We start from the raw sequence: 14,303 nt of genomic DNA on the forward strand, positions 1-14,303 counted from the left end.
CCGTCAGACCGCGGGGGCCACCCCTCTCACTAGGAAAGAGAGGCTACGCCCCGCCTACTGCACACTTCACGCCCCTTCCATTTCCTTTTTCTTGCGAGACTTCGGCATGTCGACAAAGATCGCGCTACCCTGCTTCTTCTTGCCGAACAATGTGCCGTCCGAAGTACCACCCGAGCAGCCGTTGCCGAAGGTAAAGCCGCAGGAACCCTTCTCGTTGAAGCTGTCCTCGACCATTTCCTTGTGGCTGGACGGAATCACGAAGCGGTCTTCGTAGTTCGCGATCGCCATGATCTGGTACATGTCCTCGACTTGCGCCTCGGACAACCCGACCTGCTTCAGTACGGCGCTGTCGACCTGCTTGTCCACCACCTGCGAGCGCTTGTAGGCGCGCATCGCCAGCATGCGGTCGAGTGCGGTAACCACCGGCGCCTCGTTGCCTGCAGTCAGCAGGTTGGCGAGGTAACGCACCGGAATGCGCAGCGACTTGGTGTCGGGGATGTAGCCGTTCATGCCCATCTTGCCGGCCTCTGCGGCCGACTGGATCGGCGACAGTGGCGGGATGTACCACACCATCGGCAGCGTGCGGTATTCCGGGTGCAGCGGGAAGGCGACCTTCCATTCGCACGCCATCTTGTATACCGGCGACTTGCGGGCCGATTCCAGCCACGAGTCGGGGATACCCTGGCGGCGTGCTTCGTCGATCACTTCCTGTGCGTTCGGGTCGAGGAAGACCTTGAGCTGTGCCTCGTACAGGTCATGCTCGTTGGCCACCGATGCGGCTGCCTCGATGCGGTCGGCATCGTACAGCATCACGCCCAGGTAGCGGATACGGCCTACGCAGGTTTCCGAGCAGACGGTCGGCTGGCCGGCCTCGATACGCGGGAAGCAGAAGGTGCACTTCTCTGCCTTGCCCGAAGACCAGTTGTAATAGATCTTCTTGTAAGGGCAACCGGAGATGCACATACGCCAGCCGCGGCACTTGTCCTGGTCGACCAGCACGATACCATCGTCGGCACGCTTGTAGATCGAGCCGGACGGGCACGAAGCCACACAGGTCGGGTTCAGGCAGTGTTCGCACAGGCGCGGCAGATACATCATGAAGGTGTTCTCGAAAGTCGAGTACATCTCCTTCTGCACGCCCTCGAACAGGGCGTCACGGCCACGCGAGCTGAATTCGCCGCCGAGATCGTCTTCCCAGTTCGGGCCCCAGTTGATCTTTTCCATCTTCTGGCCGGTGATCACCGAGATCGGCCGCGCGGTAGGCGGCGTCTGCGACAGCGGCGCGTTTTGCAGGCGCTCGTAGTCGTAGGTGAACGGCTCGTAGTAGTCGTCGATCTCGGGCAGGTTCGGGTTGGCGAAGATGTTCGCCAGAATCCGCAGCTTGCCACCCTGGCGCGGCTCGATCTTGCCGTCCGCGCGGCGCTTCCAGCCACCGTTCCACTTTGCCTGGTTTTCCCATTCCTTGGGATAACCGATACCGGGCTTGGTCTCGACGTTGTTGAACCAGACGTACTCGACGCCGTCACGGCTGGTCCACACGTTCTTGCAGGTGATCGAGCAGGTATGGCAGCCGATGCACTTGTCGAGGTTCAGCACCATCGCCACTTGTGCGCGAATTTTCATTTCGTTGCTCCTTCCTCAACCAGCGGGCCTTCGAGCCAATCCACCTTCTTCATCTTGCGCAGAATCACGAACTCGTCGCGGTTGCTGCCTACGGTGCCGTAGTAGTTGAAGCCGTAAGCGAGCTGTGCGTAGCCGCCGATCATGTGGGTAGGCTTGGTCACCGCGCGGGTCACCGAGTTGTGGATACCGCCACGGAAGCCCGATGTCTCGGCGCCCGGTACGTTGATGATCTTTTCCTGAGCGTGGTACATCAGGCACATGCCGCGCGGTACGCGCTGGCTCACCACCACACGGGCGGTCAGCGTGCCGTTGACGTTGTACACCTCGACCCAGTCGTTATCGACGATGCCGGCTTCCTTGGCTTCCACTTCCGAGATCCACACGTGCGGACCGCCACGCGACAGCGTGAGCATGCGCAGATTGTCGGAATAAGTACTATGGATACCCCACTTCTGGTGCGGCGTGATCCAGTTCAGCACCAGCTGCTTGTTGCCGTTGCCGAGCTTGTCGATCACCGGTGTCACAGTCTTGGTATCGATCGCGGGCTTGTACACGCACAGCTCTTCACCGAACGCGATCATCCAGCGGTGATCCTGGTAGAACTGCTGGCGGCCGGTGATGGTGCGCCATGGAATCAGCTCGTGCACGTTGGTGTAGCCGGCGTTGTAGCTGACTTCCTCGCTCTCGAGGCCGGACCAGGTCGGCGAGCTGATGATCTTGCGCGGCTGCGCCTGTACGTCGCGGAAGCGGATCTTGTCGTGCTCGCGCGGCAGTGCCAGGTGCGTGTGGTCACGACCGGTGATCTTGGACAGCGCTTCCCAGGCCTTGACCGAGACGTGGCCGTTGGTTTCCGGCGCCAGCGTCAGGATCACTTCGCAGGCATCGATCGCGCTCTCGATCTTCGGCAGGCCCTTGGATATGCCCTCTTCGCGTACCACCTTGTTCAGCTCGCCAAGCTCATGCACTTCGTGCTGGGTGTTCCACGAGATGCCCTTGCCGCCGTTGCCGACCTTGCTCATCAAGGGGCCGAGCGAGGTGAACTTCTTGTACACGTCACCGAAGTTGCGTTCCACCACAGTCATCGACGGCGCGGTCTTGCCTGGGATCAGGTCGCACTCGCCGTGCTTCCAGTCCTTCGGCTCCATCGCCTGGCCGAGTTCGGACGGGGTGTCGTGCATCAGCGGGGTCAGCACCAGGTCCTTGCGCGTGCCGAGGTAGTCGCCGGCGATCTCGCTGAACTTCTTGGCGATCCCCTTGTAGATTTCCCAGTCGGTCTTCGACTGCCACAGCGGCTGCACGGCCTCGCTCAGCGGGTGAACGAACGGGTGCATGTCGGAGGTGTTCAGGTCGTCCTTCTCGTACCAGGTCGCGGTCGGCAGCACGATGTCGCCATACAGGCAGGTGGTCGACATACGGAAGTCGAGCACCACCATCAGGTCGAGCTTACCTTCTGCTGCCGGGCGCACCTTGACTTCGGACGGCTTGATCGCGTCGTTCTCGTCTCCGAATACCGCGTTCTGCGTGCCGAGCAGGTACTTGAGGAAGTACTCGTGACCCTTGCCGCTGGAACCCAGGATGTTGGAACGCCAGACGAACATATTGCGCGGGAAGTTGGCAGGATTGTCCGGGTCATCGCACGACATCTGGATCGTGCCGGACTTCAGGCCATCAACCGTGTACTTGACCGGATCGACGCCGGCGCTTTCGGCAGCCTTGGTGATCTCGATCGGGTTGGTCTGCAGCTGCGGTGCCGACGGCAGCCAGCCCATACGTTCGGACTTGGCGTTGAGGTCGAGCAGCGACATATTGCTGTACTTCGACTTGTTCGCGGTCGGGCTCAGGATTTCGTCGACATGGAGCTTCTCATGGCGCCACTGGCTGGTGTGAGCGTAGAAGAACGAGGTACCGTTCATCTGACGGCTCGGACGGTGCCAGTCGAGGCCGAAGGCGAGCGGCGCCCAGCCGGTCTGCGGACGCAGCTTTTCCTGACCCACGTAGTGGCACCAGCCACCACCCGATTGGCCGATACAGCCGCACATCATCAGCATGTTGATGATGCCGCGGTAGATCATGTCGTTGTGGTACCAGTGGTTCAGCGCCGCGCCGACGATGACCATGCTCTTGCCATGGGTCTTGTGGGCGTTTTCGGCGAACTCGCGGGCAACCTGGATCACCAGGTCACGCTTGACCGTGGTGTGCTTTTCCTGCCAGGCCGGAGTGTAGGGGACGTCGTCGTCGTAGGAAGTCGCGACATTGCCGCCGCCCAGACCTTGATCGACGCCGTAGTTGGCCATCATCATGTCGTAGACGGTGGCGACCAGCGCCTCGGTGCCGTCTGCGAGCGTGACCTTCTTCACCGGCACGTTGCGTACCAGCACGTCCTTGGCATCCTTGCCGCCGAAGTACGGGAAGCCGACACCCACCACGTCGTCGCGGCTGTTGACCAGCGACAAGAGCGGATCCACTTCGCTGTCGTCATGACCGTTGCGCGGTTCGAGGTTCCACTTGCCGGCTTGGCCCCAGCGGAAACCGATCGAGCCGGTCGGCGGGACGATCTGCTGCGTCTTCTGGTCGATCAGCAGCGTCTTCCAGTCGGGGTTGTTCGCTTCACCAAGATTGTCGGCGAGGTGCGAGGCGCGCAGGAAGTGGTCGCCCACATAGTTGTCGCCCTCTTTCTTCAGCAGCACCAGCATCGGCATGTCGGTGTACTGCTTCACATAGCCGGTGAAGTAATCGCTCTTGTTCGGCAGCAGCCATTCCTTGAGGATCACGTGGCCCATCGCCATCGCGAGCGCGGCGTCGGTACCCTGCTTCGGCGCCATCCAGATGTCGCCGAACTTGACCATTTCGCCGAAGTCGCTCGACACGGCAACGGTCTTGGTGCCCTTGTAGCGCACTTCGGTATAGAAGTGGGCATCCGGGGTACGGGTCTGCGGTACGTTGGAGCCCCATACCATCAGGTAAGTGGAGTTGTACCAGTCAGCCGACTCGGCCACGTCGGTCTGTTCACCCCAGACTTGCGGGCTCGACGGCGGCAGATCGCAGTACCAGTCGTAGAACGACAGCGGCACGCCACCAATCAGGCTCAGGTAGCGGCTGCCGGCGGCATAGCTGACCATGGACATGGCGGGAATCGGCGAGAAGCCGACCACGCGGTCCGGGCCGAATTTCTTGATGGTGAAGGCGTTGGCAGCGGCGATGATCTCGTTCGCCTCATCCCAGGTCGAGCGTACGAAGCCACCCTGGCCGCGCACCTTCTTGTAGCGCTCGGCGTTCTTCGGGTTCTGGCTGACGTGTTCCCAGGCAGCCACGGGCGCCATGGTCTTGCGTGCCTCACGCCACATTTCGGCCAGGCGGCCGCGAATCATCGGGTACTTGACGCGCTGCGCCGAGTACACGTACCACGAATACGAAGCGCCACGGGGGCAGCCACGTGGCTCATGGTTCGGCAGGTCGGGACGGGTACGCGGATAGTCGGTCTGCTGGGTTTCCCAGGTAATCAGGCCGTTCTTTACGTATACCTTCCACGAACAGGAACCGGTACAGTTCACCCCGTGCGTCGAACGCACGATCTTGTCGTGCTGCCAACGACTACGGTAGGCGTCTTCCCAGGTGCGGTCTTCATCAACGACAGCGCCGTGGCCATCGGAGAAGGTTTCCTTCACCCGGCTGAAATATTTCAAACGATCGAGAAAGTGGCTCATTGTGCCTCCAAGCAGTATGCGGGCCGCGCAAACGCGGATTCGTCATGGTCGAAGCATATTGTGATGAGGGTCAGACCAACATTCGTCGGAAGTGGTCTGGGCCAAGCGCATTGGGACTAGGCCACCTACCCATTTGAGATAGACCGTCTAGTCCGAAAGAACTAGACGAGAAAACAATGCCCCGTGGCAGCTAGCGATTGCGCACATTGCGCTGGCGGCTGTAGATCACTTTGCCGTCCGGCAGGCGGTGGCGCGTGACGGCGCCGGCCTCGGCGAGGGCATCGAGCGAGGCCTCGACGCGGCTGCGTTGCTCGCCATCGGTGACGCCGAGCCACCAACCGAGGATGCCGTCGATCGTGTCGCCAGCCCCGGGGTGGGCCTGCAGATAGGCCAGGATCGCGAGTTGCAGTTCGCTGTCGTCCCTCTCCGGCATGGTCATGGGCTTTGCTTGCGGTCGATCGGCGATCTAGAGCAAGGCCCGTGCCCGTGGCGGCAAGCCACGGCCAGCGCGCGCTCCAAGCCGCCTGGGCGGCAGGCTGGGCGGCTTTCTCCCCAGGGTGCAAGCCGGCGCCACGACAGGCATTGGGGATCGGTCGGGTCGGCATTGCCCCAGGTCTGGGCCATCGACGGCCAACTGCGGTGCGCGGGTGGTGCACGCTCAGCAGGCCGAGACGAACAGCATGCGGTCGATCTGGTATTTTTTCAGCAGACGGCCAAAGGCGCGGCGCTCCTTGCCGGCCAGCCGGGCGGCAGCCGACACGTTGCCGCCGGCCCGCGCGACGATCTCGATCAGGTAATGGCGCTCGAATTCAGACAGCACGCGCGCCTTGGCCTCGCCGTAGCTGAGCCCCTGGTAGTCGGCCTTGCGCCGGTCCGGCCGGATGCGCCGCTCCTTGCCGCTGCCGGCCAGATCGGCAACGCGGATCGGCTCGCCATCCGACAATAAGAGCTCGCGGTAGACCAGGTTTTCGAGCTCGCGCACATTGCCGGGCCAGGCGTAGCGCTCGAACCAAGCCAGCGTGTCGGGGTGGAAATGGCAGGGCGCCACGCCGAAGCGCTCGGCGCCCTGCTGCATGAAGTGATGCGCGAGGATGGACGGGTCGCCCGAGCGCTCGCGTAGCGGCGGCATCTCAACGAATAGCAGCTTGAGCCGGTACAGCAGGTCGTCGCGGAACTCGCCGCACTCGACGCGTGCCTTCAGGCTGCGGTTGGAGGCGGCAATCAGCCGCACATCGGCGGTGCTGAAGCCCTGCGCGCCGACCGGGCGGTATTGCCTGTCCTGCAGGAAGCGCAGCAAGGCCACCTGCCCGCGCGGCGACAGCGAATCAATCTCGTCCAGGAACAGCGTGCCGCCGTTGGCCAGCGCCACCAGGCCTGCGTGGTCGAACTTGGCATCGGTGAAGGCGCCGCGCCGGTGGCCGAACAGCTCGCTCTCGATCAGCGCATCGGGGATCGCGCCGCAGTTCACCGGCACGAACATGCGCTCGCGCCGCCGGCTCTGGTAGTGAATTGCGCGCGCCGCCAGCTCCTTGCCGGTGCCGGTTTCGCCTTCGATCAATACGGGCGCATCGTGCGCTGCAAACTTCTTCAGGTAGCACAGCGTCTTGAGCAAGACAGGTGAGGCGCCGATCATCATCCACTCCGCGACTGCCGCGCAGCCAGCGATGATGCGCTGCAGCGGCTTCTTCAGGCAGCCTATGAAGCGCCGCAGCAAAAATCAAATGCCCCTTCGCGTATAAACAGGCTGATCAAGCGCTTACACGCCAGGCAGAACAGATACGGCCAAGCGTGCACGACGACCGGCCAGGCACGCCGTACGGATGAAAACGACAACGGGGAGCCCAGGGCTCCCCGTTTGCTGCGGCTTGGCGCGAGACTCAGGCCGAGCGGCGGCGGGCCGCGAAACCGACGATACCAAGCCCCGCCAGCATCATCGCGTAGGTTTCAGGCTCCGGCACCGGTGCCACGCCGAGGTTGTAGTGGTAGCCGCTTTGCGACACGAGCGTGCCACCGAGCGCCCTGGCCCCCAGGTAGAAGGAGTTGCTCGAATCGTTCGACGACACGCAGCTGTTGGCCATGAAGCAGAACGAGTTGAGGCTGAACATGGCGTCCAGGTGAACATCCTCGTTGGTGGGCAGCAGCGCGGCGAAAGTCAGCTCGCCGCTCCAGTGGCCCTTGGTGCCCGCAGTTTGCTGCTGCGAGTTGAGCGCCGACCCCGAGAAGGCTTCATAGTAGGAATAGCGCACGTTGCTGCCGCCATTGCTGCTCGGGTTGGTGAATTCGGCAAAGCTCCAGAAGTTGCCATCCTGCCCGCCGAGGTTTTCGCGGATCGTCTGCGACGACTCGCCACCCTCGACATAGTAGGGATTGGCGACGTCATGCCACAGGCCGAGCGAGAAGTTGCTGTCGGTGTGGCGGATGGGGTATGGCGACGAGGTCTGGTAGCTGTTGGTCGAAATCGGCGCGGTGTTGACGACCGAGTCGTAGCGCACGGTGAACTGCACGGTCTCGAAGGCGTTGGCCGAATTGACACGGATCATGTCGTTGATGCCGCCCTCGGCCCAGGCTGCGGTGCGATCACCAGCATAATTGGTCGATTGCGCAAATGTTTTTCCCTTGAACGCGCCGGTAGCCGTATCGAGCCTGGCCCATGCGCTTGCATCGCGCAGGCCGCCATCGGCCACGACAGAAATCGACTGCTGGCTGGTGGTGCCGGGTGCAACATTCCACAGTGCTTCGTAATGGTCGCCACTACCGGAGGGCAGGCCTTGGTACAGCGCGCGGGTGCTCAGGTAGCTGTCGGCGGACGCGGCGCCACTCATGAGCAGAGCGGCGATGGACAATGCGATTGTTGTTTTATTCATGGCCTCGATCAAATATGACATTGCAAAGTTACGCATTATACATATGGCATTTATTTGATCAATAAACCGTTTTTAATAGTAAAAATACTCTAAATTTCAGTGTAGATTCGCAAAAATTATATTTTTGTCATTTCATATAAGACATGGCCCTCGGCCGGCATCGGCCAGTGCCGCAAACCGCTGTCAGCCTGGCTGGGCCGCCGCGCAGCTGCTGCGCGACAGGTAGAAGGTGCGGTCGGCGGTGAACCAGTCCGGCTCGGCCACCCGGCTCCAGCCGCCCGGGTCGAGGAAATCGCCACAGCCGAAGCGCCAGGAATTGGTGCCGTGGCGCAGGTAGACCAGCAACTCGCCGCCCGGAACCCGCGCCAGGCGGGCGCCGCGGGCGATGGCGGCATTGAGGAAGGCGGCATCCTCCGCCAGCGAGACATCGGGATAGCGCAGGCCCTCCGCCCACAGCCGGCGGCGGTAGGCGAGCGAGCCGCCGAACACGTCATACGCATACATGCGCCGGTGCAAGGCCGGGCTGCAGCGCCAGAATGTCCACTGCGCCAGGTCGAGATACAGCTCGTCGCCGAGGCCGCAGACTTCCGCCTCGCGTCGCAGCAGGGGGGCCAACTGCCGGCTCAGCCGCGTGGGGGCGTACCAGTCGTCGTCATCCCAGTGCACGATGAACTCGCCGTGCGCGTGCTGGCAGGCCAGATTGCGCTTGGCGCCGATGCTGCGCCGCGCGCCGGCCAGCAGCACGCTGACGCCGGGCTGGCCGCGCACGGCGTCGGGCACGTCGGCCTCACTGTCGGCAACAATGATCAGCTCGTACTGCGCATAATCCTGCCGCGCCAGGTAATGCACGGCACGAGCCACGTAATCGGCCCGGCCGCGCGTGGGCATGATGCAGCTGACCAGCGGCAGCAGCAGCCGGGCGGGCGCTACGGCGCCAGCCGGCTCGTACAGCCTGATCAGCGCCTCGGGCGCGAACTCGGGGCAGGCGTCGCCGGTGCAGTGCGTATCGTAGCGGCCCGGCTCGCAGCGTAAGCGCCGCGCACAGAACTTGTCCTGGTAGCGCCGCTTGCTGGCCTCGAACAGCCGCGCCTCGTCGGCCTTGCGCCGTGCCGTGAACGGCTCGCGGTAGACAAAGGCCGCCGGCACCCAGGCGAGCTCGAAGCCGGCGCGCGCTGCACGCACGTTGTAATCCATTTCCCAGCACGGGCCGCAACCATAGCCCTCGTCGGCCAGGCCGATGGCGGCGATCACCTCGCGCCGCACCGCATAACAAAAATCGCCGAGGCAGTACAGCGGCGCGGTGCTGCGCCAGCCCTCGCCATGCTGTTGCGCGAGCTTGCCGGCAAGCCGGGCGACCGCCTGCGGGCTGCCGTCGCACGGCCCGGCCTGTTGCATATTCCAGGCGCGATTGGTCGATGGCCCGCACAGCCCTACCCTAGGCTCACGCATCGGCGCCAGCAGCCGCGCGAGCCAGCCGGGGCCGGGCTGCGCACCGGCTTCGAGCAGGATGATCACCTCGCAGTCGGCATGCTGCGCCAGCAGGTTAAAGCAGGCTGCGCCACCGCGTGCGGTGTCGAAACCAAGCAGGCGGTAGCCCGTCAGCATGGCGAGCCGCGCGTGAGTGGCGGCATCGACACCATCGGCGATGAGCACGATGGCGATACCGGTCGGCGTTACGCGGCGCAGCGCATCGAGCGTCGCCTGCAGCCGCGCGGCGTCATCGTCGACCACCACGCCGATGGTCACGCCGGGCCCCTGCCAGGCGGGTGCGCAGCGAGTCAGCGCGGCGACCACGGCGGGGTCGACCGGCCGCCAGCGCGCGTCTGCCGTCAGCTTGCGGCTGGTGTTGGCGGCATGCACGCGGCCGACGAAAATCGACATGTCGGCGAGGCGCAGCAGCTGCGGCGGCGGCACCTGCCAGACGAAACGGTTGTCTTCGCCGATATCGATGTCGGCAAAGCGGTGCGTCTGCCAGAAGCCGCGCCGGTAGCACAGCGTTGCGCCGCAGGCCCAGGGCCGCTCCGACTTCGGGTAGACATATTCCCATGCCTTGCCCGAAGCGGGCTCGTGGAACAGCACCTGATCGAGCCCGCACAGCACGGCCTGGCTGCCCTGTAGCGCCTGCACCTGCACGCTGAGCCGCTGCGGGGCATACCAGTCGTCGTCGTCCCAGTGCGCGATCAGCTCGCCGCGTGCCTGCTCGCAGGCCAGGTTGCGCTTGGTGCCGATGCTGTGGCGCCCTTCGAGGCGTAGATAGCGCACACGCGGGTCGGCCGGCATCAGGTCGGCCACGCAGTCGTCGCCATCGTCGATCACCAGCAGCTCGCGGTTCGGGTAGTCCTGCGCCAGGAACAGCGCGATCGCCGCCGGCACGAACTCGCGGCGGTTGGCGGTGGGCATGATGCAGCTGACGAGCGGGCTATCCATCGCTCAGCTTGGCTCCGGCACGGTGAGGACGACGGTTTGCGGCGTTTCGGCGTTCTTCTTCGGCTTGTTTTTCAGATAGCCCCATTTGCAGGTGATGGTGTGCGGGAAGCGCAAGGTCTGGATCTTGTTGCCCTTGCCGTACTGGTCGGCCTTGCGGTAAGCCACCGACACCTTCATCCACAGCACGGCCTTCTTGCCCGGCATCATCGGTTCGTCGCCGATCATGTTCTTGATCGGCGCCTCGTAATCGCGCTCCATTTCCGAATTGTTGTCCTGCGAGCCGGGCACCAGGTTCTGCTTCTGCCCGGGCCCGCCGAGCCGATGATTGATCAGGTGCAGGCGGCGGTAATACGGCGCGCCCTGAATCTGGTCGCTGTCTCCGAGATAGCCCCAGCCCAGCGGATTCTGGTACGGCGCCGAGCCCATCGGCCGGTTGGCCGACAGATCCTGCACCTCAGCGCCATCGGCCTTGTCGCCGTCGAAATCGAAGCTGTAGCTCGGGCGCGGCAGCGAGCCCACATCGGCCGCGCCACTGAAGCCGGCCTTGCGCAGGATGCCGGCCATCGCGCCCAGCGCCTTGTCCAGCTTGTCGCTCAGGTCTTCCATTTCGGTCTGGTCGTTGGCGGCGCCGACCTTGCCGCGCGCGCCGGCGGCATCCAGCTGGCGGATCAGGCTCTCGATCTCCTTGCGCTTGGTTTCCGCAGCAGACTGGTGCGCCGCCGGCAGCTGACCGACGATGTCTTCGAGCCGCGCGCGGTCGCTGGCGACGTAGACGGTCGGGCTGGTTTCGCTGCCCGCAAGGAATATCTTGTGCGGCTCGCCGTCTTCATCGTCGAAATCGACCTTCTTGTTCCACCAGTCGAGCAGCGCCTTGACGCCGGCCTTGCCGAGACTGATCGCCGTCTCGATCAGCGCTTTGAGCTTGTCGATCAGCCACAGGATACCCTCGTCCACCTTGGCGCGCAGGCCGTCGATGATGTCGCGCAACGCCTGGCCAACTCCCGTCAGCCCGACCTGATCGGCGAGAAAACCGATCACCACCGGCATGCCTTTATGCAGGATTTTCTCGAACGCCTCGCCCACCTTGTCGATCTGGCCATTGGCAATATCCAGCACCTTGTCCAGCGTCTGGTCGACCATGTCCAACACTTTGCGCATCCAGCGTTTGGCGGTGAGCATCGCCTTGTAGATGCGGCGAAACACGTCCAGCACCTCCGATAGCCCGCCGGATGCCGCTGCCGCAGTGGCGAGAATCGCCAGCTCTTCGCCAACCTTGCCGGCGATCCATTCGGCGATGCCGGTGAGCACGGTGGTACCGAAATCCTTCGCGCGCTCCACCAGTTGCTTGGTGTTCTCGGCCGGGGTTTTCGAGGTATCGATCAGGCTGGTGATCCAGTTCCAGGCTTTTTTGGCATAGCCGTAGATTTTCTTCGCCCGGTTCACCTGATCTTCGTTAAAGCGCTTTTTCAGCAGATCGAAGATGTGATCCATGTTCAGGCCGAGCACATCCAGCACGAAGCCGAACACGTCTTTCGGATTGGTCCAGCTCGCCGGCAGGGTGATGCCCTTATCGGAAATCTCGCCCAGCAGCCAGCCCTGCACGCCGAATTCCAGATGGTCGAGAATGTTGTCCCACAGCCGTTTAAAGCCGTTGCCGATGGAACGCACGGTGTTCTTGATGAACTCCAGCGGCTTTTTCGACACCGTATCCCACGCTGCCAGCGCCTTGTTCTTGATCTTGACCAGGAATTCGATCGGGATGTTGAAAATCCGCAGCACGAACTCGAACGCCGCGCGCACCGCGCCTTTCAGGTCGCGATCCTTGAACACCAGCCGCACCAGCCGGTTGACCTCGGCCTTGGTGCGCGCCCAGGCATCCTTGTCGGCGGCCAGATCGCGGAACAGCTCGATCTGGCGCAGGATGATGGGGATGATGAAATCGACCACCGGGTCGCGGATACACGCCGGAATCCAGTTCCACACCTTTTCCGCCAGCGCCAGCGGCAGGCTGTAGACGTCGAGAATGATATTGCCGACGCGCTTGAGGAACGCGAGAAACTTCTCGAATGCGCTCTGCAGCTTATCCAGCGCCGATTGCAGCCAGTCGGTCAGCCCCAGCAATTTGCCGCTGGCCCACAAGGCCAGATCGTTGATCTGATCCGCCAGCCACTGCGCGCCTTTCACCAGAAACGACAGCGCGCTGCCAGCCGCCAGCCCGACCAGCCCACCCACGCTGGCGGCAAAGCGGCTGACGTGATCGCTGATCTGCTTGGCTACGCCGTTGACCGCGCTGCCGACCTGCTTCGCCGCACCCAGCAGCGCCGGGATCAGCGTCTGCTGCAGATACAGCCGCGACTGCACGACGATGTTGCCGCGCCAGTTGGTCTTGATCCACTGCACCGCCTTGACCACGCCGTAAATCGCCGCGCCGGCGATAATGAACGGCCCGGCCGGCGAGAAAATCAGCGCCACCGCGCCGACGATTTTCGCCACCGCCAGTATCTGCGCCTGATATGGCGCGAGCTTCACCTTGATCTTATCCCACACCGCTTCCAGCTTGGCCTGCACCCACTGCAGGATGCCGTTCTGGCCCTCCGGCCCTTCGCCGATGCCGAGCTTGTTCTTGATCCAGGTCCACGCCTTGGCGATTTTGCTGCGAATCCAGGCGGTGTTGTCCCAGATCCAGTTGCCGAGCTTTTTCAGCATCTCCCACTGAAACGCGGCGTATTCCTTGATCCAGCCCCAGATCGGCGCGCCGATCTTGTCCCACAGCTTCTCGCCCCACTCCTTCACCTTGGTGAACACGGGCTGCAGCTTGTCGACCAGATAGCCGATGACCTTGGTCGCCACCGCCTCGATCTTGTCGGCTGCCTCACGCAGCGGCGAGCAATCGTTCTGCGAAATCTTCACCGCTGCATCGCGCAGCCACGCCAGCCACGGCGTGAATTGCGCCGATAGCTGCTTGCTGATGCCGGTGATCGTGCGAACCGGCGCCATCACGGTATCCACCACCGCCTCGAACGCCGCGCTGGCGCGGTCTTTCAGCCAGTCGAGCACGCCCTGCGGGCCCTTGCGCACGATCGGCACCAGGTCGGGCGAATATTTCTCCAGCAGGCTCCAGGCCAGGTCTTCGGTGAAGTCGAGCGCGTCGCCGACGCCCTGCTTGATCTTGTCCCAGGTGCTCGGTGGCTTGTCCTCCAGCTGCGGGGTGGGCCCGGTGCTGCCCGCGACGCTGAACGACTCGCCGCGCGTCACCGCGGACGAGGCCCGGCCTGCCTCCCGCTCGAGACTGCCGCCAGCCGCCGTGCCGGCCGCCTGCCACTGCAGCCCGGCGCGCTGCTGCACCACATGGGCCGCCTCGTGCGCCATCAGTGCGAGGTCGTCGTCGCGCTCGCCGGCGCCGAGGTAGATGTCGGCGCCATAGGTGACGGCGCGCGCATCGAAACCGGCCGCCACCTGGGCGCCCTGCCCGCCCGCATGCACCTCGACGCCGCCCATGGGCTGGCCGAGGCTTTGCTCGATGCGGGCGCGGACGCCGGCCTCCATCGGCTGCCCACCCTGGCGCGGCAATGGCAGCGGCGTGCTACGCGCGCGGTGCAGGCCGCCCGTGGCCATGGCCGTGCGCCGCGCGGCGGGCGCGGCTTCGGCTTGCCGGGTGGGCGCGGCATGCAGGCTGGCGCGCATC

At 63.9% G+C, this 14,303-nt stretch carries 7 protein-coding genes; all 7 read right to left on the reverse strand.

Annotated features, from left to right (window positions below; genetic code table 11):
• Positions 1-66 precede the first annotated feature (66 nt).
• Positions 67-1,623, reverse strand: a complete 1,557-nt coding sequence (gene narH, locus ABWL39_RS08705; RefSeq protein WP_367789139.1) for a nitrate reductase subunit beta — start codon at positions 1,621-1,623, stop codon at positions 67-69.
• Positions 1,620-5,327 carry a nitrate reductase subunit alpha gene (locus tag ABWL39_RS08710; RefSeq protein WP_367789142.1) on the reverse strand — a complete coding sequence of 1,236 codons (3,708 nt, stop codon included), beginning with the start codon at positions 5,325-5,327 and terminating at the stop codon, positions 1,620-1,622. The genes narH and ABWL39_RS08710 overlap by 4 nt, the downstream gene beginning before the upstream one ends.
• A gap of 190 nt (positions 5,328-5,517) precedes the next feature.
• The gene (locus ABWL39_RS08715; protein ID WP_367789145.1) at positions 5,518-5,766 is read right to left on the reverse strand and encodes a hypothetical protein; all 249 of its coding nucleotides are present in this window, start codon (positions 5,764-5,766) and stop codon (positions 5,518-5,520) included.
• A gap of 219 nt (positions 5,767-5,985) precedes the next feature.
• Positions 5,986-7,041: a sigma 54-interacting transcriptional regulator gene (locus ABWL39_RS08720; RefSeq protein ID WP_367789148.1), complete on the reverse strand. Its 1,056-nt coding sequence runs from the start codon at positions 7,039-7,041 to the stop codon at positions 5,986-5,988.
• Positions 7,042-7,204: 163 nt separating this feature from the next.
• Positions 7,205-8,227, reverse strand: coding sequence for an FxDxF family PEP-CTERM protein (locus ABWL39_RS08725; protein WP_367789151.1), 1,023 nt, complete (start codon positions 8,225-8,227; stop codon positions 7,205-7,207).
• A gap of 147 nt (positions 8,228-8,374) precedes the next feature.
• Positions 8,375-10,618 (reverse strand): glycosyltransferase, encoded by a 2,244-nt coding sequence (locus ABWL39_RS08730; protein ID WP_367789154.1) that lies wholly within the window; start codon positions 10,616-10,618, stop codon positions 8,375-8,377.
• A gap of 3 nt (positions 10,619-10,621) precedes the next feature.
• On the reverse strand, positions 10,622-14,302 hold the full coding sequence (locus tag ABWL39_RS08735) for a DUF4157 domain-containing protein (RefSeq protein WP_367789157.1): 3,681 nt from the start codon (positions 14,300-14,302) through the stop codon (positions 10,622-10,624).
• Position 14,303 lies beyond the last annotated feature (1 nt).

Origin of the sequence: Chitinivorax sp. PXF-14 (genome assembly GCF_040812015.1) — a bacterium.
Classification (GTDB): domain Bacteria; phylum Pseudomonadota; class Gammaproteobacteria; order Burkholderiales; family SCOH01; genus JBFNXJ01.

Excerpts from the sequence above, each read along its gene's own strand:
- narH (WP_367789139.1), bottom strand. The coding sequence starts at position 1,623 with ATGAAAATTCGCGCACAAGTGGCGATGGTGCTGAACCTCGACAAGTGC.
- ABWL39_RS08710 (WP_367789142.1), bottom strand. The coding sequence starts at position 5,327 with ATGAGCCACTTTCTCGATCGTTTGAAATATTTCAGCCGGGTGAAGGAA.
- ABWL39_RS08715 (WP_367789145.1), bottom strand. The coding sequence starts at position 5,766 with ATGACCATGCCGGAGAGGGACGACAGCGAACTGCAACTCGCGATCCTG.
- ABWL39_RS08725 (WP_367789151.1), bottom strand. The coding sequence starts at position 8,227 with ATGCGTAACTTTGCAATGTCATATTTGATCGAGGCCATGAATAAAACA.
- ABWL39_RS08730 (WP_367789154.1), bottom strand. The coding sequence starts at position 10,618 with ATGGATAGCCCGCTCGTCAGCTGCATCATGCCCACCGCCAACCGCCGC.
- ABWL39_RS08735 (WP_367789157.1), bottom strand. The coding sequence starts at position 14,302 with ATGCGCGCCAGCCTGCATGCCGCGCCCACCCGGCAAGCCGAAGCCGCG.